This window comes from Mesorhizobium sp. WSM3864 (genome assembly GCF_002294955.1).
GTDB lineage: Bacteria > Pseudomonadota > Alphaproteobacteria > Rhizobiales > Rhizobiaceae > Mesorhizobium.
In genome coordinates this window covers 444573-468464 of sequence record NZ_NSGD01000001.1, presented here as the reverse complement: position 1 = coordinate 468464, position 23892 = coordinate 444573, and the positions used below count along the sequence as shown (strand labels likewise).

The window sequence follows — 23892 nt, the reverse complement described above, 5'->3', positions numbered from 1 at the left end:
GATCCTGTGACCAATGCTCTACGGGCGGTCAGCTGACAATTGCTCGCGGCTCCGCCTCGCCAGCGATGTTTTACCCTTGGATCCGCTGGAAGACAGCAGCCGGAACGTGCGCTTGGGCACGGGTCTGGTCGACGACGGCCGCCGGAAGATGAAACCGAGCCGCGCGAAGACCAACCCTGCGGCGATCGCAAAGGCAAGGCCGAGCCCAAAGCCGGCCACTGTGTCGCTCGGATAATGCGCGCCGACGAAGACGCGCGTCGAAGCGATCAAGGCCGTGGCCGCAAGCGCGATGTGCCAGCGCCTTGGAAACAGCAGCAAGAGGACGCCGAACACCGCCCCCATCGTCGTAGCATGGCCGGACGGAAAGCCGGCGAAGCGCGCATCCATGGCGAAGGGATGCAGCGACAGCACCCCGTAATCGTTGAAATAGAGCGGCCGGGCCCGGCCGATGCCGTATTTTAGTAAGTTGACGGCCAGCCCGGAAAGACTAACCGCGCAAAGCACCAGGAAAGCGAAGCAGGTCCAATTGTAGACGAGCAGACGCGACGACCTGGAAAGCCGTCGCCAGTCCGTCAGGTTGGCGGCGACGAGGCAGAGAACCGCGGGGATGAGATACCAGCCGCCCAGGCCGAAATCCGTTAAGAAGTCGGTGAATCGGACGAAGCTTGGCGTCCACCCGCCGCGCATCCTGCCGGCGGCGCTGTCCAGGGTGAGGCCAATGGCTATGGCCAGCAGAAGCCATGCAGAGACCCAGACGAGCCAGGGAATCTCGGGATAGCGCGCGGGCCGCACTGCAAAACGCCGCTGCACGATGCGCGTCGTGTCGCGGAAGTTGCCGAGCGAACGGCGGTAAAGAGAAACGGCGGACATGGCTCTATAGGGGTCTTCGAGCTCCGACATTATTCCTCACTGGGCCACTCGATAAAGGCCGAGAGCCAGCTTGTCTCCTGACGAATAGTTGAGCCCGTCGATCTCGGTCAGTCGCTTCGCCGACTTGCCCTGCCCGGCAAGCAGCTCGTTTAGCTTTTGCTCCTCCTTGACCGGCGCCAGTCCCAGCGCACAGGTCGGATCGGCCAGCAGGTGCTTTGCCACGCCATCGACGTCGGTCAGCACGGTCTTGGTCCCGACCAGGAACACCAGGCTCGGCTCGTGATAGGGGGACGAGGCGACCACCGTGGTGTCGCAAGGACGGTTGGCATCGACGGCTGCCTTGATGGCCGGGCTCAGCCAGATCGGCCTCAGCGACGGCGCAATCACGCCGAACAGCAGGCTGAACGTTACGCCCGCGCCGATCGCGATCGCCGCGATGCGTTCGAGCGGCACCTGCAATTGGCGCGGGAAAGCCAGATAGCCGGTCACGAGCGCGGCGATTGCCGCCGGAATGCTCCACCAGGAAAAGGCTTTTGCGAGATAGAGCGGCGCGCCTATGCATACTGCGGCTAGCCCGATCGACACGACGACGACGCCGAAGGCGGTCGACCACCACAGCCAGTTCTGCCAGCGCTTGAGCGGCGCATTGGCCTTATCCTCCGGCAAGGTGAGCAGCCAGCCGATCAGCAGCGCCATGCCGGGATAGGCCGGCAGCACATAATGCGGCAGCTTGGTCGGGATCGCCTCGAACACCAGCCAGAAGGGGATATACCAGGCGAGACAGAAGCGCAGGCGCGGGTCGTCCCAGAAGCGGTTGATGGCCTGCAGCCCGGCGCCGACCGCGATCAGGCCGAAAGGCCACATGAACAGCGAATAGGTGAGCATATAGAAGCCCGGCGGCAGGCCATGCGATTCCTCGCCCTGCGCCACCTTGTTCAGCATGTCCTTGCCGACCGCCTCCTGGAAGAAGGCGCCGCCGCTCTTCCAGCTGATGAGGATGATCCAGGGCAGCACGATGACGAGCACGATTGCAACGCCGCGCACCAGCTTCAGCTTCAAAAGCCAGCGCCAGTCGCGTTCGAAGGCGAACAGCGCGCCGGCCGTCAGCAGCGACAACAGCGGAGCGACCGGACCCTTGATCAGAATTCCCAGTCCCTGCGCGATCCAGAAGATCCATGGGAGGTGGCCGGCAACCGGCTCCTTGCGGCGCGCGGCCAGATAGACCTGCGCCAGCGCGCCCTGCGCGGCCACGCAGCAGGCGAGCAACATGGCGTCGGTCTTGGCGTCGCGGCCTTCGAAGGCGGTGGCGAAGATGGCGGCCATCATCAGGCCGGCGGCAAGGCCGGCATTGGCGCCGAAGAGTTTTGTGCCCGTCCAGCCGATGCCCACGACGGCGAGCGCGATGCCCAGCATCGAAACCAGTCGATAGACCCAGATCGGCGCTTCGACCCCCTCACCGCTCAATACGACGGCCGCCGATTGCAGCCAGTAGATGCCGATCGGTTTCTTGTAGCGGGTCACATCCTGCAGTCGGATGTCGATATAGTCGCCGGTCTCGACCATCTGCTTGGTCGACTGGACGAAGCGTGATTCGTCCCGGTCGACCGGCGGCAGGCTTGCCAGCCCGCTGACGGTCATCAGGATGCTGAACAGAAAGAGGAGGAGATAGTTCCTGTTCATCGCGGGAGCTTGTCCGATCTGATCTGCGGGATAGCCCCGTCGCGGCGCGTCGGGGCGTGCTGCCCTTGCGCGGGCGCCTCATTACGCCAGCAAAAGGGGCGAAGCAAGGATGCGGCTCATGGCAAGGCGATAGCACGCAATGCCCCAAGCCACTTTTGCTGATCGCCCATTTGCCGGTTGAAGTGCGGTCTTACGCGAAACCGGAACTCACTGTTGCTGATCACCTGTTTGCCTCTTGAAGCGCGATCCTACGCAAAACCGGAAACCACTTTTGCTGATCGCGCTTGGATGCTAAACGCGCCCCTTCACGTCAAGCTCGGCCAAATGCCGTGCGATCTCCGGGAAGAAAAGATGTCCGCCTTCAAGTCCGATTTCCTGCGCATCATGAGCGAGCGCGGCTTCATCCACCAGATTTCGGATGAAACCGGCCTCGACCAGCTTTTCGCCAAGGAAACGGTGAGCGCTTATATCGGCTTCGATGCGACGGCGAAGAGCCTGCATGCCGGATCGCTGATCCAGATCATGATGCTTCACTGGCTGCAGCAGACCGGCCACCGGCCGATCGCGCTGATGGGCGGCGGCACCTCGATGATCGGCGATCCTTCTTTCAAGGACGAGGCGCGCAAGCTGCTGACGCCTGGGGACATTGAGAGCAATCTCGTCGGCATCCGCCGCAATTTCGCGCCTTATCTCAAATTCGGCAGCGGCGCGGGCGACGCGGTGATGGTTAACAATGCCGATTGGCTGATGGAGATCAACTACGTCAGTTTCCTGCGCGATGTCGGCCGGCATTTCTCCGTAAACCGCATGCTGGCCTTCGATTCCGTGAAGCTCAGGCTCGACCGCGAGCAGTCGCTGTCGTTCCTCGAATTCAACTACATGATCCTGCAGGCTTACGACTTCGTCGAGCTCTACAAGCGCGTCGGCTGCCGGCTGCAGATGGGCGGCTCCGACCAGTGGGGCAACATCGTCAACGGCATCGATCTCGGTCATCGCATGGAAGGCGTGCAGCTGTTTGCGATGACGACGCCGCTGCTCACCACCTCGTCGGGCGCCAAGATGGGTAAGTCGGCCTCCGGCGCTGTCTGGCTCGACGGCGATATGCTGTCGCCTTACGAGTTCTGGCAGTACTGGCGCAACACCGAGGATGCGGATGTCGGGCGCTTCCTGAAGCTCTACACGACACTGCCGCTCGCCGAGGTCGCGCGCCTCGAAAAGCTCGGCGGCTCGGAGATCAACGAGGCGAAGAAGATTCTCGCCACCGAGATCACCGCCATGCTGCATGGCCGCGCGGCGGCCGAAACGGCTGCAGAGACCGCGCGCAAGACTTTCGAGGAAGGCGCGCTCGCCGACACGCTGCCCAGCATCGACGTCGCCAAGGCTGATCTCGAGGCCGGCATCGGCATCCTGTCGCTGTTCGTCACCGCCGGACTCGCCGGCTCCAATGGCGAAGCGCGCCGGCATGTCCAGGGCGGCGCCGTGCGCCTCAACGACAAGGTGGTGACCGACGACCGGCGCGTGGTGACGCTTGAGGACCTGGGCGCGGAAGGTGTGGTGAAGCTCTCGTTCGGCAGGAAGAAGCACGTTCTGGTGCGGCCGATCTAGTCGGCCTGATCACCGATACTCGAAGATTGAGCGGAAAATTCCCGGCGCCACCACCGACAGCGGATTGATGTTGAGCGTCGGCTTGTTGGCGTTGCCGCGCAGCCGGTAGGTGACGCCGATCAGGCCGCGGTCGCGGCCGTTGCCGAGCAGCGGGCCGAACAGCGGCAGTTCGCCGAAGATGCGATTCAGCCCATAGACCGGCATGAAGGTGCCGGTCATGTCCATATTGTTGTCCTGGTCGTAGAGCGTGCCCTGGAAAGTGGTGCCGATGCGCGGACCGCGCAACAGACCGTTTGCCAGTCTGAGATAGCCGGAGCCTTTGTCGATCTCGGCATAGCCGCGCTCGAACTGCACCCTTGAGGTGTCGATGTTGGCCTTGACCGCCTGGTTGAGGCTGCGCGTGTCGCCGGCCGGCCTGGTCGACACGATCGACGCAAGCTTCGGCTCGTTGACGACATAGAAATTGCTGGCGTCGACCTGGCCCTTCATTGGCCCGTCGGCGTCGCCCGCCAGCGACAGCGTGATGGCCCCGCCCTCCATATGCTCGTAAATGTTGAGGAAGCGCAGGATAGCGCCGGCATCGGCCGATTTCATCCTGAGAGACCGGCCGCCGTCGCCGGTGGTGTTTCGGACGGCAATGGCGGCACCCGAACTCGCCGTCGCGCTGACATCGAGACCATTCACCCGGGAGCCGGCAGCGCTGTAATTCAGCTTGAGGTTCGACAGCACCTCGTCGTGAAAGCCGGTCAGGGACTTCACGTCGGCGCTGACCGAGATCGCGTCGGCGCCGGCGCCCTTTGTGGCTGTATCGACGTCTGAGGTGAACTGTTTGATCAGCGAGCGGGCGTCGAGAGAGTCGCCGCTGACATTGACCGCATAGCTTTTGCCCGACCGTTTGACCGAGACCGCGACGTCGTCTCCTCTGTTGAGCGCGACCTTGCTGAACCGGGCCGAGGACAGCGCCCCGTTGACCAGTGTCACATCGCCGTCGATCGAAAAGCTCTTCCCGTCGAGATCGAAGTCGGACAGTGTGGTCGTGCTGCCGGACTTTGCCATCGTGAAGGTGACCTTGGCCGGAATGCCGGCACCCTTGCTCCATCCTGCCCAAGGGATGTCGAGCCTTGCGTTGGTCAGGTCGGCCGACACGTTCTGGACGCCCTCGCCGCTCTTGTCGATCGCCACCTTGATGGTTCCGGAAAGCAGCGGCGACAGGCCGGGCATTGCTGCAGTGCGCGTCTTGTCGTCGATCACCAGCGCGACCTTACGGCTGCGCGGCGGGCCACTGTCCTCGAGCGGCTCGACCAGGTCGAGCTCGGCCGGAATGCCGTTCAGCTTCGCCTTGGCCGATATCACCGCACGGTCGGGGCTCACGGTGATCGACCCGTCGGCCTCGGTCACCATCTGGTCCTCGAACGGTTTGACTAAGGAAAGATCCTGGTAGTCCAGCGCCACCAGCCAGTCGAGCCTCGAGGTATCGACGCCGGAGGTCAGCGGAATGTCGGCCCGCACATGCCCGGTGACGGTGCCGCTCAAATCCTCAGGCGCAAGTCCGACATGGCGCATGGCGTTGATCGGCTCAAAGGAGGCGAGTTCGGCGATCGCCGGGGCCTCGCCGGCGACATCGATGTCGAGCGAGCCGATCACGGGGGAAACATTCGCCTGCTTGATCGTCAGCGTGCCGCCGCTTGCCGCCACGGTGCGGCCGCTCGGCATAAAAACGCTGCCCGAGGACAGCGTGATATCGACATCGTTGCCATGAAAGGCAACGACACCGACCGCATCGCGGATCGGCGGAATGCGCCCCGCGGTATCGAAGCGCGAGCCTTCGACCTGGAAGCGGCCGAACACCTCGTCGCCGGAAAGCGGAACGCCGTTGCCGAGCCGCCCCGGAACGACCTGGAACTGCAGGTTGGCGTCGACCACGCGGCCGCCGAACAGGTTGTCCAGCACCCAAAGCCGCGCGTTGCGGGCGGAGAACCAGGGCCACAACTGCTTCACATGCGAAACCGGCATGTCGTGGACATTGAGCGACAGCGACACACCCGGCGGGCCATTGTCGATGAAGGCGAGCGACGCCGTGCCCAGCACGTCGCTCGAACCGCCGGAGCGGACGCCGATCTGCTCGGCGACGAGCTTGCGGCTCTTGGTCTGGTAGACGCCGGCGACCCGGGCAAGGAACTGAAGCGCCGGCTCCGGCGATTCCGAAGGCGCGAGCGTCGAGCCGTCGCTGACAAGGTCATAGCGGTAGGACGGCTCCTCGCCCGCGGCTGCCGGTTTCGGCCCGACCGAGCCTGAGAAATCGAATGTCGAGCGGCCGGTCCTGATCAGCAATTTGTCGACCGAGACCTTGTTTGATCCCGCGACCAATGTGGCCCTGGCATCGACGTCGGCCGGCAGCAGCCCGCGCGAGCCGAGATCGAGCACCGAGCCGCCGAGCGACAGCGACGCCGTCAGCCGCGACGGCGTGTCGCCGGACGCCTCGACGCCCGAAAGCTTCAGCGCAACAGAACCAAGCTTGCCGCCCTGGGCGGCGAAGTTCCCGCCGCTGGAGCTTCCCTGAGCGGGCGTTACGCCGACGTCCGCTATCGCGACGGCGGCGTCCAGCGATGCGATCCGCCTGGCGCTCGGATCGCGCGCCGCGGAGGCGCTCAGGCTGACATGCCGGCCGTCGACATCGGCTTTTGAAGACAGTTCCATGCTGCCTGTGCCCGTCTGCCCAACCGTGGCCTCGGCGACGGTCACACGCCTGACCGATCCGCCCGGCGGCAATTCGAACTCGACGTTGCGGAGGTCGATCTGGCGCATCGATTCCGCGCGCACCGCATCCAGCGCCGCGTTGACGCCGCCAAACACCGCCGCAGATACTTTCTCCGGATCGACCAGGCCATCCTCGTTGCGCAAAGCCGCCGTCCAATCACCGCTGCCGGACGGCATGGCGGCGACCATGATGCGAGCATCGGAGAACCGGGCGCTGGTGAGCTTGACCTCGCCGGATAGCAGCGGCAGCAGGCGCATGCCGAAGCGGACGCGCCCGACATCGGCCATCGGCTTGCCGTCGGCCGTCTTCAAGCTGACGTCGCTGACCTGCAGGGCGACGAAGCTCGACCCATCGAGCGTCAACCGCGCCGGCCCAACGGTGACGTTGAGATCGACGCCAGCGAGCTTCTCGATGGCCGTCTCGGCTTCGGCGCGAAGTCGTTCCGTGCCGATGCCTGACGTGCCAAGCACATAGACGCCAATTGCCGCCAGAAGCACCAGTGCGCAGAGTCCGGCGAACACCCGGCCGAGGATGCGGAAACGCCAGCGCACCGAAGCACGGCCGAGCGGCGGCACGCTGCAAGCGGACGGAAAAGCTCCCAGGTCGGTGATCTCGTCACGCCTGAACCTGATCTTCTCGTGCTGCGGTTGCTCCTGATCCAAGCAATATTCCGTTGTAAACGTACTCGTCGTGGACGAATCCCCGCCTCACGTTATATCGATGCTCGATCCGCGCGTAACCGCAAACAAGGGCATCGACATGGCTGATCTCGACGTGGGCGACGTTGCGCCGCAATTCGATCTTCCGCGCGACGGCGGCGGCACCCTCAGCCTCGCCGCGATCCGGGGAAAACCTGTCGTACTCTACTTTTATCCGCAGGACGACACCACAAGCTGCACCAACGAGGCGATCGGCTTCTCGCAGCTGAAGCCGGAATTCGAGAAGGCCGGCGCCGTAGTCATCGGACTGTCCCCCGATAGCGTCAAGAAACACGACAAATTCAAGGCGAAATACGATCTCACCCTCGATCTCGTCGCAGACGAGGAGCGCAAGGCGATCGAGGCCTATCATCTGTGGGTCGAGAAGACGATGTACGGCCGCAAGTACATGGGTGTCGAGCGCGCTACCTTCCTGATCGGCCAGGACGGACGCATCGCCCGCATCTGGCGCAAGGTGCGCGTCAAGGGCCATGCCGAAGAGGTGCTGGAGGCGGTGCGCGCGCTGTGAAGCGGGGCAGACCCAAAGCTTCCGCGATTTTGCTGGCCTCCTTCCCTGCAACCTGCCACCCGCGTTGCGGGATTTGGATATGCCGACATCGCCGCCAGCAAAGCTTTGTTAACCCTAATAATGTGTAATCGAGCTGTCGTTGGAGTCGTAACGAAAGCTTGGTCCCGTGAACGGTCAGTCAGCGGTCTTCGGCAGGCGCAAGGAGCCCCATACGGTCATTATCGCCCGGGGCAACGAGATCCGGCATTTCACCATCCGCCCGTGGCTCGCCGCCTTCATCGGGTCGGCGCTTGCGGCGATCGCCATCGGCTATCTGCTCGCCACCTCCTACCTGGTGCTGCGCGATGACCTGATCGGCGCCACCGCAGCCAGGCAGGCGCGCATGCAGCAGGCCTATGAGGATCGCATCTCCGCGCTTCGCGCCCAGGTCGATCGCATCACCAGCCGCCAGCTTCTCGACCAGCAGCTCATGGAGACCAAGGTCAGCGAGTTGCTGGCCAGGCAGACCCAGCTCAGCCAGCGCCACGGCCGGCTCGGGCCGATCCTCGAACGCGCCGAGAGCGAGGTCGGCGATGTGCCCGCCGCAGCCAATGCCACCGCGACCAAACCCGACGAGCGCGCCGAGATCACCGGCGGTCTTTCGCAGGCGCCGACCTACTCCGTCGCGTCGTTGGGCGCCGGCGACACGAGGCCATTCTCCCTGTGGTCGACACGCTCGGACCCGCTCGACAACGAAACGGCAGCGGATCGTGCCGACAAGCTCTTCGTGTCGATCAACGCTTCGCTCAAGGCCATCGAGAACCAGCAGCTCACGCGCATCACCACGCTTGCGGACAACGCTTATCGCAACGCCGACGCGATCTCGCAGGCGCTGCAAGCCGCCGGGCTGCCGGTCGACACGGAGCTCGACAAGAACGAAGTCGGCGGGCCGCTGGTGCCGCTCGATTCTTCAATGACCTTCGACAGCAAAGTCAAAGAGCTGGATGAAGCGCTTGATGCGCTGGATGACGTCAAGAAAGAGGCGCGCAAGCTGCCGCTCAGCAATCCCGCGCCGGGCCATACCGTGACCAGCCCGTTCGGGGTGCGCACCGACCCGATCCTCGGCACGGCCGCCCTACATACGGGAATGGATTTCAGGGCGCCGATCGGCATGCCGGCGAAGGTCACCGCTGCCGGCGTCGTCACCAAGGCCGGCTGGAACGGCGGCTACGGCCGCATGGTCGAGGTCGACCACGGCAACGGCTTTGCGACGCGCTATGGCCACCTCAGCGAGATCGACGTGACTGTCGGCCAGAAGCTCGCCGCCGGCGACGTGATCGGCAAGACTGGCAGCAGCGGCCGCTCGACCGGTCCGCATCTCCACTACGAAGTGCGCCACAATGGCGAGGCGGTCGACCCGCTGCGCTTCCTCGCCGTCGGCAAGAAGGTCGCGCATTACCTTTAGCGCACGCCTCGCGGCCGACCCGAGGTCCCTCCAGATTTATCCACCGTTTTGCCTGGCAGCGCTCGCTTCGGATTGACTCAATCCAAGTTGTAGGATGATATACATCACCCTATCGCCTCACCGATTGCGCCGCTGATGACCATTCGCAGCCTCTCACCGGATATCCTCAGCGTCCTCGAAGACGCAGTGGGGCCGAGCGGTCTCACCGCCGACACTGCTGGAATGGCGAAGTATCTCGGCGATTGGGCCGGCGACTATCGAGGCAGCGCGCTGGCCGTACTGCGCCCCGCGTCGGTTGCGGAGGTGCAAGCGCTGATGCGTCTGTGCAGCGAGTTGGGACTCGGCGTCATTCCACAGGGCGGCAACACCGGCTTGGTTTCGGGCGCCATCGATGGCACCGCCACCGGCGGTGTAGTCGTCAGCCTAGAGCGGCTGAACGCCATCCGCCGGATCGATCGCGCGAACTTCACACTTCAGGCGGACGCAGGCTGCGTGCTGCAGACGATCAAAGAGGCAAGCGGGGCCGAAGATTGCCTGTTCCCACTGGCGCTCGGCGCACAAGGCAGTTGCCAGATCGGCGGCAATGCCGCGACCAATGCCGGCGGCGTCAACGTGCTGCGCTACGGCATGGCGCGCGACCTGATCCTGGGGCTGGAGGTTGTTCTGGCCGATGGCGAGCTGTGGAACGGCTTTTCCGGGCTGCGCAAGAACAACAGCGGTTATGACCTGAAGCAGCTCTTCATCGGCTCCGAAGGCACGCTCGGCCTCATTACCGGTGTCGAGGTCAAGCTGTTCCCGAAGCCCGCCCGTGTCGAGACTGCCTATCTCGGCCTCGTCTCGTTCGAGGCGGCCATCGGCCTCTTCAACCGAGCGCGCCGCGGCTGCTCCGATCTGATTTCCGCCTTCGAGATCATCGGCTCGGAATGCATCGATTTGGCCCGGCTGGTCGATCCTGGAATGATGGCGCCTGTCGCAGCACCCGTCCATGCGCTGATGGAATTGTCCTCCGGACCGACCATCGACCTCAACGGCGTGCTCGCCAGTTTTCTAACCGATGCGCTCGAAAGCGGCCTGGTGGCCGACGCAGTCCTCGCGACCAGCAACGCGCAGGCTAAGGCCTTCTGGGCGATCCGCGAGGGACTGGTCGAGGGCCAGGCGAAGCGCGGCTACCACGTGCGCACCGATCTCTCGGTGCGCATTTCCGATATCCCTGCCCTTGTCGAGCGCGCCCGCCGCTTCGTCGCCACCGAACATCCGGGCTGGATTGCACTGGCCTATGGCCATGCCGGCGACGGCAACATCCATTTCAATGTGCTGCCGCCGCTCGATCTCGCTGATGGCGAAGCCCGGGTGCGCGGCGAGGAAATCACGGCGGGACTCTACGACATCGCCGTCAGCCTCGGCGGCTCGATCAGCGCCGAGCACGGCATCGGCCGCAGCCGTGCCCGAGAATTCTGGGCCGGGCTCTCGCCGGCGCATCGCCGCATGGTTACCGCGCTGAAGACTGCGCTCGACCCTAAAGGGGTGATGAATCCCGGCTGCCTGCTGCCCTCGACGGAGCGTTTTTTATGAAGCAGAGACTGGCCGCCATCGGCACCGTCGAAACCCTGCCGCACCGGGTCGCGGCCTTCCTCAGCCGCGAGATCGAATCCGGCGAGTTGAATCCCGGCGCGCGGCTGCCGACCGAGCAGGAGCTTTCCGAGAAGTTCGGCGTCAGCCGCAATGTGGTGCGCGAGGCGATCGCCCAGCTCAGGGCCGACGGCATGATCGAAGCGCGGCAAGGTATCGGAGCCTTCGTGCTGGCGCCCGAGCAAAGGGCCGCCATCCGCATCGACCGCGAGGCGCTCAAGGATACCCACAATATGGAGCGGCTGTTCGAGCTGCGTTGCATCCTCGAGGCCGAGTCGGCGGCGCTCGCCGCGGCGCGGCGCGGGCAGGAGCATCTCGATTCGATCAAGGCGGCGCTCGACCGCATGGGCGGCGAGGAGCGCTGGGAAGAAGGCAGCATCGACGCCGACCTGCTCTTCCACCGCGAGATCGCGCGGGCGACCGGCAACAGCTACATCCACACCTTCATCTCTTTTGTCTGTGAGCAGATCCGCCAGTCGATCCACTATGCCCGCATGACCAACCCGCTGCACGATCTCGTCGAGATCAATGTCGGCGAGCATGTGCGCATCTACGAGGCGCTGGTGGCGGGCGATCCGGCGGCGGCGGAAGCAGCAATGCGTACGCACATCATCGGCGCCGCCAACCGCGTCGGCGTGAAGCTGCCACTCTCCAAGACCGGCGGGACGAAATAGTCATGCCGGCCAACCTCACCCGCATCTCCGACGTCTGCCTGCTGGTGGAAAATATCGAGCGTACGGTCGACTTCTATGTCGGGAAACTCGGCTTCCGGCTGCGTCGGCGTGCCGAAGGCTTTGCCGATTTCCATGGCGAGGGCGTGACGCTCGCCGCCTGGGAGCTCGACCACATCAACCGACACACCGGCGTCTCGAACCAGAGATCGCCGCGCCAAGCGCACAAGGTTTGCGTCGCCGTCCAGCTCGGATCGCCGGCCGAGATCGACCGGCTGCACGGCGAATTGAGCGCCAAGGGCGTGCCCTTCTATGGACCGCCCGAAAACTACGTCTGGAATGCGCGCTGCGCCTATTTCACCGATCCGGACGACACGCTTTGGGAGCTTTACGCCTGGCTCGACGGCGGCCCTGGCGACTACCACGACCAACAGCCGTAGCGACGCCGCGCCGAGGGAGCGGCGCTTGGAAAGAAGAGACAAGAAGTCTGCAACAGGAGCGAAAAATGAGTGGGAACCAAGACTACGAATTGAACCGCCGCGCTTTCGTGAAGGGCGGCCTCGCAGCGGTCGCAGCCGCGTCAGCCGGTATGCAATTGGTGTTGACGCCGGGCGCCAGGGCCGCCGGCAAGGTCGTCATCCAGTATGACTGGCTGATGTCCAATGGCCAGATCGGCGACATCGCGGCCGTCGCCAACGGCTATTTCAAGGATACCGGGCTCGAGGTGGAGTTCAGCCCTGGCGGGCCCAACGCCTCGACCGTGCCGCCGGTGATCTCCGGCGCCGCGCAGCTCGGCCAGTTCTCGGAAACGCCGCAGCTTTATGCGGCGCGCGCCAGCGGCGTGCCGATCAAAATCATCGCCTGCGGCTTCCGCACCGGCCCCTATGCGCTGACCTCGAAACCGGGAAAGCCAATCCGCAATGTTGCCGACCTCAAGGGCAAGAAGATCGGCATCCAGCCGACCGCGCGCTTCGTCATCGATGAGATCCTGGCCAAGAACGGCATCGACCCGTCGGAAGTCACCATCGTCAATGTCGGCTTCGACAAGGCGCCTCTGGTGCGCGGCGACGTCGACGCCATCGGCGGCTGGATCACCAACACCCAGGCGCTGAGCGTGGTCGGCGAGGACCGCATCGATCTCCTGGTGCGCGACCTCGGCCTCGCTTCCTACGCCGACGTCTATTTCGCGACCGACGCGGCGATCGAGAAGGACCCCGACACACTGGCGAAGTTCGTCGGCGCGGTCGGCAAGGGCTGGGGCTGGGTTCACGCCAACCCCCAGGAAGCGGTGAAGAAGATGGTCGCCGCCTATCCGGAGATGGATCTCGGCTGGGAAGAGAAGACCGTCAACCTGGTGCTGAAACTCTCCTTCGACGGCGCGACCGCCAAAGATGGCTGGGGCACGTTCGACCCTGCCTCCATCGAGGAGCAATTGACGCTGCTCGACAAGGTCGGCCAGTACCCGAACGGACGCCCGGCCGCCAAAGATGTCTACACCACGAAGATCCTGGAGCTTTCGGCCGCGGACCGGCCCAAGCTCGACGCGCCCGCGGCCTGATGCCGAACGCCATCGAAGCGCAGAAGCTCGATGTCGGCTATGGCGGCCGGCAGAAGGTCGTCAAAGTGCTGTCCGGCCTCGACCTCACGGTCGCGGCCGGCTCCTTCCTGTCGATCCTCGGCCCGTCGGGCTGCGGCAAGTCGACCTTACTTCGCGTGGTAGCGGACCTGCTCGACCCGCTGGACGGCACGATGAGCGTGCTTGGGACCACACCGCACGCGGTGCGCTCGCGCCGCGACGTCGGCTTCGTCTTCCAGGATTCCACCCTGCTGCCCTGGCGCACGGTGCGCGACAATGTGCGCCTGCCGCTCGGCGTCGGCCAGCGCAGCCTCACACGCAAGATCGATGACCGCAGCAGCGAACTGCTGGAGCTGATGGGGCTTGGCGGACTCGGTGAACGCCTGCCGCATCAGCTTTCGGGGGGCCAGCGCCAGCGCGTCGCCATCGCGCGCGCCCTGCTTGGCGAGCCCAGGCTGCTTCTGATGGACGAGCCGTTCGGCGCGCTGGACGAGATCACGCGCGATCGCCTCAACGACGAATTGCTGACGCTCTGGCGGCGCACCGGCACAACGATCCTTTTCGTCACCCATTCGATCGCCGAAGCCGCCTATCTCGGCGAGCGCGTCATTGTGCTGGCTGCCAATCCGGGACGGGTGGTGAAGGACCTTGACCTGCGGCCCTTCAAGCAGGAAGGCAACCGCTGCAAGCGCGAGGATGCGGCGATCGTCGGCGCCATGGCCGAGTTGCGTGCAGCGCTGGAGCGCGCATCGTGAGACCGGCGCCGCTTGCCCCGCAAATGGCGATTGCGCTTCCGGTTCTGGGCGCGGCGTCGATCCTGATTGCCTGGCAGTATCTCCTGCCGCTGCTCGGCGTGCCGGCCTATATCGTGCCAACGCCGACGGCGATCTTCGGCGTCTTCCAGAAGAATTTCGCCCTGCTCATCGACAACCTCAGACCGACGCTGATCGAGGCGCTGGCGGGCTTCGTCATCGGCAATCTCGCCGCCGTGCTGCTTGCCGTGGTCTTCGTGCACAGCCGCATCCTGCAGGCCGCCTATTTCCCGATCGTCCTGTTCTTCAACACTATACCGATCCTGGCGCTGTCGCCGATCATCATCCTGATCTTCGGCCTCGGCATGACGCCAAAGATCGTCATCGCCGCGGTGATCTGCTTCTTCCCGACCCTGGTGAACATGATCCGGGGCCTGGATTCGGCAAGCGACAACGAACACGAGCTGTTCCGCGTGCTGTCGGCGACACGCTCGGAGATCTTCTGGGCTCTGCGCCTGCCCCGCGCCTTGCCGATGCTATTCTCCTCGCTGCGCATCGCCTCGGCCACTGCGGTGATCGGCGCCATCGTCGGCGAATGGATCGGCTCGGACAAAGGCCTCGGCGCGCTGATCATCCAGGCGACGTTCAACTATCAATCCGACCGGCTCTACGCCGCGATCGTGCTGTCCTCGTCGCTGTCGATCGCGCTTTTCTGCATCGTCGTGCTGATCGAGCGTCGCGTCATCAGATACTAGCTTTCCGCACATTGCCCGGGTCGCAAGCGCCGGGGCCGCAGGGAAACTTGCTCTCCTCGGGAGCCGGGCAAATTATTTTTGAATTCCATTTGACTGAATAAATCTTCTCTGCGAACCTTGCGTCCGTCAGGAGCGCAAGCCATGGCGTTGCGGGGAACCAATCAGGAGTTCGGGCGGCCATACAACCGGCGCATCGTGCTCGAATCCATCCGCCGCTTCGGTCCGATCGCCCGCGGCGACATCGCGCACCACGTCGGGCTCACCGTTCAGACGGTCTCGACCATCGTGCGCGAATTGGAGGAACAGGGTTACATACTGTCGGTCCGCGAGGAACCGAAGGGCCGCGGCCAGCCGCCGGCCACGCTGCGCATCAACCCGGAAGGCGGCTATGCCGTCGGCATCCACCTCACCCCGCTGGGGATAGACGCCGCACTCATCAACCTGAGCGGCGACGTGATCGAGAGCGTCCATCGCGAAGCGCCGAGCCCGACACCCGATCTCGCCTTCGAGGCGATCGGCGCCATGGTTGCCGATCTGACCGGGCGCCGCGCCGGAGGACGGGTCATCGGCGTCGGCATGGCGCTTCCCGGCCCGTTCGGCGTCGAGTCCATGAGCTTCGTCGGACCGACCACAATGGCGGGCTGGAAAGGCGTGCCGTTGCGCGAGCGCCTTGCCGCCGCGACCGGCCTGCCCGCCTTCTTCGAGACCGATATGGCGGCGGCGGCCATGGGGGAACGCCTCTACGGCCTCGGCCTCCAGCGATCCGACTACTACTATCTCTATTTCAGCGTCGGGCTTGGCGGCGCCATGGTGCATGACGGCGGCGTGCTGCGCGGGGCCTGGGGCAATGCCGGCGAGATCGGACACATCCCCGTCGTTCCGGAAGGCGAGCTTTGCCCCTGCGGCAACCGGGGCTGCCTCGAACGCTATCTCTCGCTCGAGGCGCGCGGCCGCTGGAACGGCAACGACGCCGAATGGGTGGCCGAAGTCGCTCCGATCTTCCGCAATGCCATCGTCGTGATTGAAAATCTTTTCGATCCCGAGACGATCGTGCTTGGGGGCCTCGCCTCGCCTCAGTTGCTCGAACGCCTGGCTGCATTGGCGGAGCCGCTGCACAATTCGGTTTCGGCTCGCAAGGATCGCGCCGCGCCGCGCATCCTCGTGGCGCAGGGCGGGCAGCATGCCGTGTTGCGCGGCGCCGCGGCACTTGCGGTTTCCGGCGTGCTTTCGCCGCGCTTCGGCCAGATCTTCACCGCCAAGCGGCAGCGCGAAGGCGACCTTCTGAACGGCGGAGACATCGCGGCATGAGCGAACCCCTGCTGGTCCTTGACAACGTCACCAAGAATTACGGCGCCATCCGGGCGCTGAGGGGCATCAGCTTCTCGATCGCGCGCGGCGAGGTGGTGGCGCTGCTCGGCGACAACGGCGCCGGCAAGTCGACGCTGGTCAAGATCATCGCCGGCGGACTCGAGCCGACCTCGGGCCGCATGCTGTTCGAAGGCAAGGAGTTCCTCGCCAAAACCCCCGCCGAGGCCAAGGCCGCCGGCATCGAGACCGTCTACCAGGACCTCTCGCTCTGCACCAATGTCGACGTGGTGGCCAACTTTTTCATGGGCCGCGAGATCACCCGCAAGGTGCTGGGCGTTCCGGTGCTCGACGAGCGCGCGATGGAGTCAGTAGTGGCGAAGGCGCTGGCCAATGCCGGCACTCGCATTCCCTCGCTGCGCACCAAGGTCGAGCATCTCTCGGGCGGCCAGCGGCAGGCGATCGAGCTCAACCGTTTCGTTCATTGGGGCGGCAAGCTGGTGCTGCTCGACGAGCCCTTCGCCGCGCTCGGCGTCGAGCAGACGCGCCGCGGCCTCGACATGATCCGCAAGGTGGCGAGCCAAGGCATCGGGGTCGTCATCATCACCCACATCATGCAGCAGGCCTTCCAGGTCGCCGACCGGATCGTGGTGATCCGCCAGGGCGTCGTGGCGGGCGACGTTGCCCGCAACAAGACAAGTCCCGATGCGGTGATCAACATGATCACCGGGGAAACGCTCGCCGGTGCCGGACCGGCGGGCTGAGGGACAAATGAGGGGTCCGGCGAAAAGAGGAGCGAACGACATGAAGCGAATGCTACTTTCTGTCTTCGGTATCCTGGCCCTGGCCATTGCCACGCTCACGCCGGCATTCGCCCAGTCCAAGGGTACCGTCTACTACCTGGTGCCGACCTTGCTCGACGAATTCCAGACCGGCTCGGTGAGCGCGCTGGAACTGTTCCTGAAACAGGTCGGCTACGAGATGAAGACACTGAACGCCGACAACAAGACCGACGCTCAGCAATCGCAGATGAACGACGTGATCGCGCTGAAGCCGAAGGCGATCATCCTCGCCGCGGTCGATTTCAATGCGTTGAAGCCATCCGTTGAAGCCGCCCGCGCGGCCGGCATCCCTGTGGTCGAGTTCGACCGCCAGATCACCGCCACGCCATCCGACTTCACATCGGTCGCCGGCACGGTCGAGATCGGCCACATTGCGGCGGAGCAGGCCGAAGCGCTGCTGAAGGCCAAGCATGGCTCGGTCAAGGGCAAGATCCTGCAGGTGCTCGGCGATCCCGGCGATCCTTACACGCTCGACATCCAGAAGGGTTTCGAGGAGAAGATGAAGGCGTTTCCGGACGTCAAGATCATCTCGCTGCCCGCCATGCAGTGGGAGGCGAGCAACGCCGGCACCATCGTTGCCGACCAGATCTTGGCCAATCCCGACATCGACCTGATCTTCAGCCACGCCGCGCATCTTTCGGTCGCGGGCGTTGCCTCGCTGGAGGCTGCCGGTAAGAAGCCGGGCGACGTGATGATGATGAGCTCGAACGGCGCGCCGGTCGGCCTCGACCTGATCCGCAAGGGTTGGCTCAACGTCGAAGTCGAACAGCCGCTCTACGCCCAGGCCGCGGCCGTCGCCATGTTCATGGACAAGGTCGTCAACAAGCAGGAGATCAAGCCCGGCGAGTACGACGTGCTCGGCCTGAAGTCGGTGGTGACCAAGGAAGCCTGGGGCCCGAACATCAAGATCCCGGGCGCGGCGATCACCAAGGAGAATGTCGACAACCCCGCTTTCTGGGGCAACCTGAAGCCGCCGACGGATACCGTTAAGCCCGTCGAGTAGGCCTTTTCCATCGAGCTCCGGGCCTCCCGGCCCGGAGCCTCGCGGGCCCGCCCCGCGGCAGCCGCATATTCAAATTCGACGCTAACCGGATCGGCCGATGAGCCCACGCACCCGCCACAGTCTCGAGCTTGTGCTCGACAATCTCGTCTGGTTCATGCTGGTCTTCGTGCTGGCCGTGTTCTCGACCCTCATTCCGAACTTCTTCCAGCTCGGCATCTTCGCCAACATCGTCGAGGCATCGAGCGTGCTGGGCGTGATGTCGATCGGCCTGGCGCTAGTCATCATTGCCGGTCACATGGACCTGTCGGTTGAATCGGTCGCGGCGCTCAGCGCCATGGCAGTCGGCATCATGTTCTGCTCGTCAGGCATCGGCCTCGGCCTGCAGTTGCATCCGGACTGGCTGATGGTGCCGGTCTCGCTCGCCGTAGCCCTGGCGGTGGGAGCCATTATCGGCGTCATCAACGGTTTCCTCATCGTCAGGCTGCAGATGAGCGCCTTCATCATCACGCTTGCCTCCTATATCTGGGTGCGCGGCCTGGTGCTTGTCGTTTCAGGCGGACGCTCGGCGCAGGACCTTGCGCCGGCCATCCGCTGGTTCGGCATCCAGCGGCTCGTCGGGCTGCCGCTCACCGCCTGGATCGCTGTCGGCTGCTTCGTCGTCTTCTCGCTGATTCTCGCCAAGACGCCGTTCGGCCGGCATCTGGTGATGATCGGCGGCAACGAGACCGCGACCTTCCGCGCCGGCATCCGCGTCAACCGCAACCTGATCATCGCCTTCGTGCTTGCCGGCGCCATCGCCGGCCTCGCCGGCTGGCTGCTCGCCATCCGCACCTCCGGCGCCACCGCCAATCTCGGGGTCGGCCTGCTCTTCAACGCCTTCGCCGCCGTCGTCATTGGCGGCGTCAGCCTGAAAGGCGGCGTCGGCACCCTGCCCGGCGTCTATGCCGGCGTGCTGCTCCTGTCGGCCATCAACACCGCCATCAACCTCATGGCCCTGCCGGCCAACTTCACCCAGGTCATCCACGGCTTGCTGGTGCTGGCGGCCGTGCTTCTCGACGCCTTCAAGCAAACCATTCGCCAAAGACTCGCATGACAGGGCGGCTCGCATGACCGGACGCATCCAAGGCAAGGTGGCGGTGATCGTCGGGGCCGCGCGTGGCATCGGCAGGGGCATAGCCCAGCGCTTCGCCGAGGAAGGCGCCAGCCTTGTGCTGGCCGACAGTGAAGCCGAAGCCGGCAGAGCGAGCGCCGACGAACTGGGTGCCGCCTTCATCCGCACCGATATTTCCAAGATGGCCGACGCCGAAGCGGTGGTGGCATTGGCGCTGCAGCGTCACGGCTGCCTCGACATCATCGTCCAGAACGCCGGCATCTATCCCTGGCAACTGATCGAGAACACCAGCCCGGAAGATTGGGACCGGGTCATGGCGGTCAATCTGCGCGGCAGCTTCAACGCCGCCCGGGCAGCGCTTCCACCGATGAAGGCTCAGGGCAGCGGTCGCATGCTCTTCACCTCTTCCATTACCGGCCCGCAAGTGAGCAGCCCCGGCCACGGTCATTATTCGGCAAGCAAGGCCGGCATCAACGGCTTCATCCGCTCGGCGGCGCTGGAGTTTTCTGGCTATGGCATCACCGTTAACGGCGTCGAGCCTGGCAACATCCTGACCGAAGGCATGAAGCTTCACCGCGATGCCGCCTTCATCAAGAGCATGGAGGACGCCGTGCCGCTCGGACGTCTCGGCACGCCGCGCGACGTAGCCAACGCCTTCCTGTTCCTGGCCTCCGACGACGCCAGCTACATCACCGGCACGACGATCGTCGTCGATGGCGGCCAGCTCCTGCCCGAAGGCCAGGATTTCCGCCTGACGCCGCCGTGAGTTCTTGATTGTGCCGGGAAAGTGGTGGGCGATGACGGGCTCGAACCGCCGACATCTTCGGTGTAAACGAAGCGCTCTACCAACTGAGCTAATCGCCCGCTCCGGGCCGGACCTTTAAGCAGTTAGAGCTCTATTCGCAAGGCCCAATGAACAGCCGGCGCACCCGCTATCGGACGGATTTCGCCAATGCCGGCGCACTTGTCAAAAAACCTTCTGCTGATTGCTGTTATGCTCACATGCCGCGCTTGACACCCGCAAACGAACCCCTTATCCAGCGCCCCAACGACGAACACGCCTGACACGTGCTCGTCAGTGCGCGGGTGTAGCTCAGTCGGTTAGAGTGCCGGCCTGTCACGCCGGAGGTCGCGGGTTCGAGCCCCGTCACTCGCGCCAGTCTTTCAAGGGTTTAGGCCCTGCTCTTCAAAAGCTTGAACTTTCATTTTCCGGAGAGTTTCAACGTTTTGTATTCGCTGCGGCCAACATTCGCGATCCACCGCGTCTGAATTGGCGACTACGGCAGCCGCTCGTCAGGCGCCTGTGCTCCACCTTCCCCAGAACTGCCTCAAGAAAGGATGGCTGCCGGTGGGCCATAGCTGTCGCAGCCTTTTCAGGATTCTCCCCTTGCCTACTTTCCCGTTCTCCGAAGCAGATCCGATTCAATTTCCCGGCCCTCCACCAAAAAGCGCTGACGTGGTCATTATCGGTGGCGGCGTTATCGGCGTGACGACAGCGCTTTTTCTTGCGCGGCGCAACATCTCGGTGACCCTATTGGAAAAGGGACGCATCGCCGCCGAACAGTCCTCCCGCAATTGGGGATGGATCCGCAAACAGGGACGCGATGCGGACGAACTGCCGATCGTGATCGAGGCGTCGCGTCATTGGCGGCAGCTGGCTGAGGAATGCGGCGAAGACATCGGCTTGAAGCAGACCGGCGTGACTTACCTGGCAAGCTCCGACCGCGAAATGGCCCGCTTCGAAAAATTCATGACGATCGCCGCCGTCCATGAGATCGACACGCGCCTTCTGAACGCACGCGACACCGCCGGTCTCATCAAAGGCATGTCGCGCAGTTTCAAGGGCGCGATGACGACGCCTTCCGACATGCGGGCGGAGCCTTGGCTGGCCGTGCCGGCACTCGCCCGGCTTGCCGCCCGCAGGGGCGTCAAGATTGTGGAGAATTGCGCAGCGCGAACCCTGGAAATCTCGGCCGGGAGGATCAGCGGTGTTTGGACAGAGGCGGGTCACATCGAGACGTCGAGCGTTCTGCTTGCCGGCGGTGCGTGGTCTTCCCTGTTCCTGAGAAGACATGGCGTTTCCATTCCCCAACTCAGTGTAAGGTCGACCGTCGCGGCAACCGAGCCGATGCCTGAAGTCTATGCAGGAGCCGCGGCAGGAGAGCATATCGCTTTCAGACGCCGACAGGATGGCGGATACACGCTCGCTGCCGGAGCCAGTCATTTGCTCCACCTTGGCCCGGACGCATTCCGGCATGCTAGGAAATACCTTCCCGCGCTTATAGCCAATCCTTTCGGCTCACGCTATTCGCCGGCTGCGCCGGCGGGCTACCCGGATAGCTGGTCAACGCCGCGTCACTGGGCGCCGGATTCGCAAAGTCCTTTCGAAAGAATGCGGGTGCTTAATCCGGCTCCCGAACGTTCTGGTCTGCGTTCCATCGAGTGCAATTTCAGGCGCCTGTTCCCACAGCTCGACGCGGTGCGCCTAAAGGCAAGCTGGGCTGGCATGATCGACGCGATGCCGGATGTCGTTCCCATTGTGGACAAAGTGCAGGCGATAGCTGGCCTCGTTGTCGCAACCGGCATGAGCGGTCACGGCTTCGGTATCGGACCCGGAATCGGCCGCGTTGTCGCCGACATGATCCAGGGAAACCAGATCGGGCACGATCTCACCCGCTTTCGCCTGTCGCGCTTTTCTGACGGAAGCGCCATTCGGCCGGGCCCGGCCCTCTAGAGCAGTCACCGACCGGCCAGCCTGCAGTGAGCAGCAAAATTCTTCAGCTGCGCTTCGGCGCCCCTGTTCACTCGCCCAATATCACACCGGAGGCGACAATCTGCGCGGTTCGGGCGGTGAGCTTCTCGCGCTTTACAAGCGTGGGCTTTTTATAGGGCTTTTTCATCTCACCGTTCCGGGAAACCAGGCTGCCTGTGCTGGTCAAGACGGTGAACGCGCTGGCACTGCTTGCGTTCCGCAGGCGCGTTTGGCGGGTTGAGCCAGCCTTGGCCGGCCCCGGTCATCAAGCCATGGCAGGTAATCGCAACGGCTTTGCGTTTCCGAAAACCCAGGTCTCGAAAGCCTTGTCGGCTCGAACTGCTGCCCGGTCGCGCAGTTCCACGAGAAGGGCGGGACGGTTTGGTCGTCGCCAAGGGTTTACGGTCTGCACTCGCTCGGGAGGGTGAGCCCTCTAGTGTGGACGCGCTCGCTGCACCGGTGGCGCCGCATTTGCCGATATAAAGTCAGCTCCAGTGCCTTGCGATCCCCGCTTGTAGATGAGCCGCATGACCAGTCCGGCATATCCAATCTGGAGAATGATCATTGCAAGCATAGCGCAGCCGAGCGCCTTCCAGGCGGAGCCGGTTTGCAACCCGACCCAGATTGCGACGGTGAACGACGTCGCGAACATGCCCACCAGAAATTGCGGAAAATACATCGCCATTACCCTCGACCCTTAAAGCGCCCGCCGCTCCATCGCGGAGCGGCGGGCCCCCCAAAATACCCCCCGGCTACCGAGGCACGGTCCACCCCGGCATTGCTGACAGTGCAATTGCGATGCCAGACACGGTGGCCCATTACGGGACACCTATGCCGTTGATGCAAGGCGTTGGCGCCGATTAATATTAACCGTGGCTAATATGCAACCCTGGGGGCGTGAGAGACCAACTTCTGTGAGTTGTGGTCAAGCCGATGACCGGCTAGCGTCGCTGAAACGCCACGCGAGATTTAGCGGCTTCAACCGCGCGCCAGCAGCGCCTCGACTTCCTGGAGCGTCGGCATGGAAGGCGCGGTGCCCGGCCGGGTCACCGAAATGCCTGCGACGGCACAGGCGAAGCGCACCGCCTCCAGCGGCTCGACGCCCTTGGCAAGCGCTGCCGCCAGTCCGCCATTGAAGGCGTCGCCCGCCCCCGTGGTTTCGATTACAGGGCCGGCAGTGACGGCGCCGACGTGATCGGATCGCTCCCTGGTGTGCAGCAGCGCGCCCTTCTCGCCAAGCGTCACGATAACGGCGCCGACGCCCTTTGCCAGCAGGCTGTCGGCGGCGCGGCGGGCATCGTCGACCGAAGAGACGGCGATGCCGGTCAGCCCCTCGGCCTCGGACTCGTTGGGTGTGACGTAGTCGCAAAGCGCGTAGATGCTGTCCGGCAGGGTGGCGGCCGGCGCCGGGTTAAGAATGGTAGTCACCCCTGCCCCGTGCGCAATTTGCAAGGCTTTCAGCGCCGCGTCGATCGGCTGCTCGAGCTGGGTGACGAAGACGCCCGCCGAGCGGATCAGGTCGGCATGCGCCTCGATGTCAGCGGACGAGATCAGCATCGCAGCACCCGGGCTGACGATGATGGCGTTGTTGCCGCTGCCCTCCTCGACAAAGATATAAGCCGCCCCGGTGTAGCTGTCCGGCGTGTCGATGACCGCGCTCTTGACGCCCGCATCCCTCCACGTCTGCTTGGCCATGTCGGCGAAGGCATCGATGCCGAGCCGGGTCAGGAAGGTGATGTCGGCGCCGAGTTTGCCGGCTGCGACCGCCTGGTTCGAGCCCTTGCCGCCGGGTCCGAGCTTGAACGAATTGCCGAGGATCGTCTCGCCCATGCGCGGCTGGCGGTCGGCGCGATAGGCGGTGTCGGCGACGAAGACACCCAGGATGACGACTGGCTTGCTGGCGGACATCTCC

At 64.3% G+C, this 23892-nt stretch carries 20 protein-coding genes and 2 tRNA genes; 16 read left to right on the top strand and 6 right to left on the bottom strand.

Annotated elements, in window-relative coordinates; translation table 11 throughout:
- Positions 1-18 precede the first annotated feature (18 nt).
- A complete protein-coding gene (locus CK215_RS02265; RefSeq protein ID WP_210201662.1) occupies positions 19-900 on the bottom strand; it encodes a phosphatase PAP2 family protein in 882 nt (293 codons plus the stop codon).
- Positions 901-906: 6 nt separating this feature from the next.
- Positions 907-2550 carry a glycosyltransferase family 39 protein gene (locus CK215_RS02260; RefSeq protein ID WP_095829958.1) on the bottom strand — a complete coding sequence of 548 codons (1644 nt, stop codon included), beginning with the start codon at positions 2548-2550 and terminating at the stop codon, positions 907-909.
- A 351-nt stretch (positions 2551-2901) separates the two neighbouring features.
- Here CK215_RS02260 and tyrS point away from each other — a divergent pair, with 351 nt between their 5' ends.
- Positions 2902-4155: a tyrosine--tRNA ligase gene (tyrS, locus tag CK215_RS02255; RefSeq protein ID WP_095830166.1), complete on the top strand. Its 1254-nt coding sequence runs from the start codon at positions 2902-2904 to the stop codon at positions 4153-4155.
- 9 nt (positions 4156-4164) lie between these two features.
- Here tyrS and CK215_RS02250 read toward each other — a convergent pair whose 3' ends face one another.
- A complete protein-coding gene (locus CK215_RS02250; RefSeq protein ID WP_095829957.1) occupies positions 4165-7575 on the bottom strand; it encodes a DUF3971 domain-containing protein in 3411 nt (1136 codons plus the stop codon).
- 97 nt (positions 7576-7672) lie between these two features.
- Here CK215_RS02250 and CK215_RS02245 point away from each other — a divergent pair, with 97 nt between their 5' ends.
- The 13 genes from CK215_RS02245 to CK215_RS02185 all read left to right on the top strand — a co-directional run bounded on the left by CK215_RS02245 (position 7673) and on the right by CK215_RS02185 (position 19994).
- Positions 7673-8140, top strand: a complete 468-nt coding sequence (locus CK215_RS02245) for a peroxiredoxin (protein ID WP_095827993.1) — start codon at positions 7673-7675, stop codon at positions 8138-8140.
- Positions 8141-8306: 166 nt separating this feature from the next.
- A complete protein-coding gene (locus CK215_RS02240; RefSeq protein WP_095827862.1) occupies positions 8307-9584 on the top strand; it encodes a M23 family metallopeptidase in 1278 nt (425 codons plus the stop codon).
- A gap of 135 nt (positions 9585-9719) precedes the next feature.
- The gene (locus CK215_RS02235) at positions 9720-11156 is read left to right on the top strand and encodes an FAD-binding oxidoreductase (RefSeq protein ID WP_095827863.1); all 1437 of its coding nucleotides are present in this window, start codon (positions 9720-9722) and stop codon (positions 11154-11156) included.
- Complete coding sequence (locus tag CK215_RS02230) at positions 11153-11887, top strand: FadR/GntR family transcriptional regulator (RefSeq protein WP_066995066.1); 735 nt, start codon at positions 11153-11155, stop codon at positions 11885-11887. The genes CK215_RS02235 and CK215_RS02230 overlap by 4 nt, the downstream gene beginning before the upstream one ends.
- Positions 11888-11889: 2 nt before the next feature.
- Complete coding sequence (locus CK215_RS02225) at positions 11890-12324, top strand: VOC family protein (protein ID WP_067328264.1); 435 nt, start codon at positions 11890-11892, stop codon at positions 12322-12324.
- 65 nt (positions 12325-12389) lie between these two features.
- A complete protein-coding gene (locus tag CK215_RS02220) occupies positions 12390-13442 on the top strand; it encodes an ABC transporter substrate-binding protein (RefSeq protein WP_170950200.1) in 1053 nt (350 codons plus the stop codon).
- The gene (locus tag CK215_RS02215) at positions 13442-14215 is read left to right on the top strand and encodes an ATP-binding cassette domain-containing protein (protein WP_095827865.1); all 774 of its coding nucleotides are present in this window, start codon (positions 13442-13444) and stop codon (positions 14213-14215) included. Before CK215_RS02220 ends, CK215_RS02215 begins: the two co-directional genes overlap by 1 nt.
- Positions 14212-14967, top strand: a complete 756-nt coding sequence (locus CK215_RS02210) for an ABC transporter permease (RefSeq protein ID WP_067328257.1) — start codon at positions 14212-14214, stop codon at positions 14965-14967. The genes CK215_RS02215 and CK215_RS02210 overlap by 4 nt, the downstream gene beginning before the upstream one ends.
- A 141-nt stretch (positions 14968-15108) precedes the next feature.
- Complete coding sequence (locus tag CK215_RS02205) at positions 15109-16275, top strand: ROK family transcriptional regulator (RefSeq protein WP_095827866.1); 1167 nt, start codon at positions 15109-15111, stop codon at positions 16273-16275.
- On the top strand, positions 16272-17036 hold the full coding sequence (locus tag CK215_RS02200) for an ATP-binding cassette domain-containing protein (RefSeq protein WP_095779583.1): 765 nt from the start codon (positions 16272-16274) through the stop codon (positions 17034-17036). Before CK215_RS02205 ends, CK215_RS02200 begins: the two co-directional genes overlap by 4 nt.
- Before the next feature lie 40 nt (positions 17037-17076).
- Positions 17077-18117 carry a sugar ABC transporter substrate-binding protein gene (locus tag CK215_RS02195; protein WP_066995049.1) on the top strand — a complete coding sequence of 347 codons (1041 nt, stop codon included), beginning with the start codon at positions 17077-17079 and terminating at the stop codon, positions 18115-18117.
- Between the two features lie 97 nt (positions 18118-18214).
- Complete coding sequence (locus tag CK215_RS02190) at positions 18215-19210, top strand: ABC transporter permease (protein WP_095827869.1); 996 nt, start codon at positions 18215-18217, stop codon at positions 19208-19210.
- A 13-nt stretch (positions 19211-19223) separates the two neighbouring features.
- Positions 19224-19994 (top strand): SDR family oxidoreductase, encoded by a 771-nt coding sequence (locus CK215_RS02185; protein WP_095827870.1) that lies wholly within the window; start codon positions 19224-19226, stop codon positions 19992-19994.
- Positions 19995-20016: 22 nt separating this feature from the next.
- On the opposite strand, the gene CK215_RS02180 is transcribed toward CK215_RS02185, so the two are convergent.
- Positions 20017-20092 (bottom strand) — tRNA-Val (locus tag CK215_RS02180).
- A 218-nt stretch (positions 20093-20310) separates the two neighbouring features.
- Here CK215_RS02180 and CK215_RS02175 point away from each other — a divergent pair.
- Positions 20311-20387: transfer RNA gene (locus CK215_RS02175), tRNA-Asp, on the top strand.
- Between the two features lie 228 nt (positions 20388-20615).
- Positions 20616-21962 (top strand): FAD-binding oxidoreductase, encoded by a 1347-nt coding sequence (locus CK215_RS02170; RefSeq protein WP_095829956.1) that lies wholly within the window; start codon positions 20616-20618, stop codon positions 21960-21962.
- A gap of 451 nt (positions 21963-22413) precedes the next feature.
- Here the strand turns inward: CK215_RS02170 and CK215_RS02165 are convergent, their stop codons facing one another.
- Together CK215_RS02165 and rbsK are read right to left on the bottom strand one after the other, a co-directional pair.
- On the bottom strand, positions 22414-22665 hold the full coding sequence (locus CK215_RS02165) for a hypothetical protein (RefSeq protein ID WP_245322422.1): 252 nt from the start codon (positions 22663-22665) through the stop codon (positions 22414-22416).
- Positions 22666-22958: 293 nt separating this feature from the next.
- Positions 22959-23888 (bottom strand): ribokinase, encoded by a 930-nt coding sequence (rbsK, locus tag CK215_RS02160; protein ID WP_095829955.1) that lies wholly within the window; start codon positions 23886-23888, stop codon positions 22959-22961.
- Positions 23889-23892 lie beyond the last annotated feature (4 nt).

What these genes read in the sequence shown, in the direction of transcription:
- CK215_RS02265 (WP_210201662.1), bottom strand. Translation starts at nt 900, where the DNA reads ATGTCGGAGCTCGAAGACCCCTATAGAGCCATGTCCGCCGTTTCTCTT.
- CK215_RS02260 (WP_095829958.1), bottom strand. Translation starts at nt 2,550, where the DNA reads ATGAACAGGAACTATCTCCTCCTCTTTCTGTTCAGCATCCTGATGACC.
- tyrS (WP_095830166.1), top strand. Translation starts at nt 2,902, where the DNA reads ATGTCCGCCTTCAAGTCCGATTTCCTGCGCATCATGAGCGAGCGCGGC.
- CK215_RS02245 (WP_095827993.1), top strand. Translation starts at nt 7,673, where the DNA reads ATGGCTGATCTCGACGTGGGCGACGTTGCGCCGCAATTCGATCTTCCG.
- CK215_RS02235 (WP_095827863.1), top strand. Translation starts at nt 9,720, where the DNA reads ATGACCATTCGCAGCCTCTCACCGGATATCCTCAGCGTCCTCGAAGAC.
- CK215_RS02230 (WP_066995066.1), top strand. Translation starts at nt 11,153, where the DNA reads ATGAAGCAGAGACTGGCCGCCATCGGCACCGTCGAAACCCTGCCGCAC.
- CK215_RS02225 (WP_067328264.1), top strand. Translation starts at nt 11,890, where the DNA reads ATGCCGGCCAACCTCACCCGCATCTCCGACGTCTGCCTGCTGGTGGAA.
- CK215_RS02220 (WP_170950200.1), top strand. Translation starts at nt 12,390, where the DNA reads ATGAGTGGGAACCAAGACTACGAATTGAACCGCCGCGCTTTCGTGAAG.
- CK215_RS02215 (WP_095827865.1), top strand. Translation starts at nt 13,442, where the DNA reads ATGCCGAACGCCATCGAAGCGCAGAAGCTCGATGTCGGCTATGGCGGC.
- CK215_RS02205 (WP_095827866.1), top strand. Translation starts at nt 15,109, where the DNA reads ATGGCGTTGCGGGGAACCAATCAGGAGTTCGGGCGGCCATACAACCGG.
- CK215_RS02200 (WP_095779583.1), top strand. Translation starts at nt 16,272, where the DNA reads ATGAGCGAACCCCTGCTGGTCCTTGACAACGTCACCAAGAATTACGGC.
- CK215_RS02195 (WP_066995049.1), top strand. Translation starts at nt 17,077, where the DNA reads ATGAAGCGAATGCTACTTTCTGTCTTCGGTATCCTGGCCCTGGCCATT.
- CK215_RS02190 (WP_095827869.1), top strand. Translation starts at nt 18,215, where the DNA reads ATGAGCCCACGCACCCGCCACAGTCTCGAGCTTGTGCTCGACAATCTC.
- CK215_RS02185 (WP_095827870.1), top strand. Translation starts at nt 19,224, where the DNA reads ATGACCGGACGCATCCAAGGCAAGGTGGCGGTGATCGTCGGGGCCGCG.
- CK215_RS02165 (WP_245322422.1), bottom strand. Translation starts at nt 22,665, where the DNA reads ATGGCGATGTATTTTCCGCAATTTCTGGTGGGCATGTTCGCGACGTCG.
- rbsK (WP_095829955.1), bottom strand. Translation starts at nt 23,888, where the DNA reads ATGTCCGCCAGCAAGCCAGTCGTCATCCTGGGTGTCTTCGTCGCCGAC.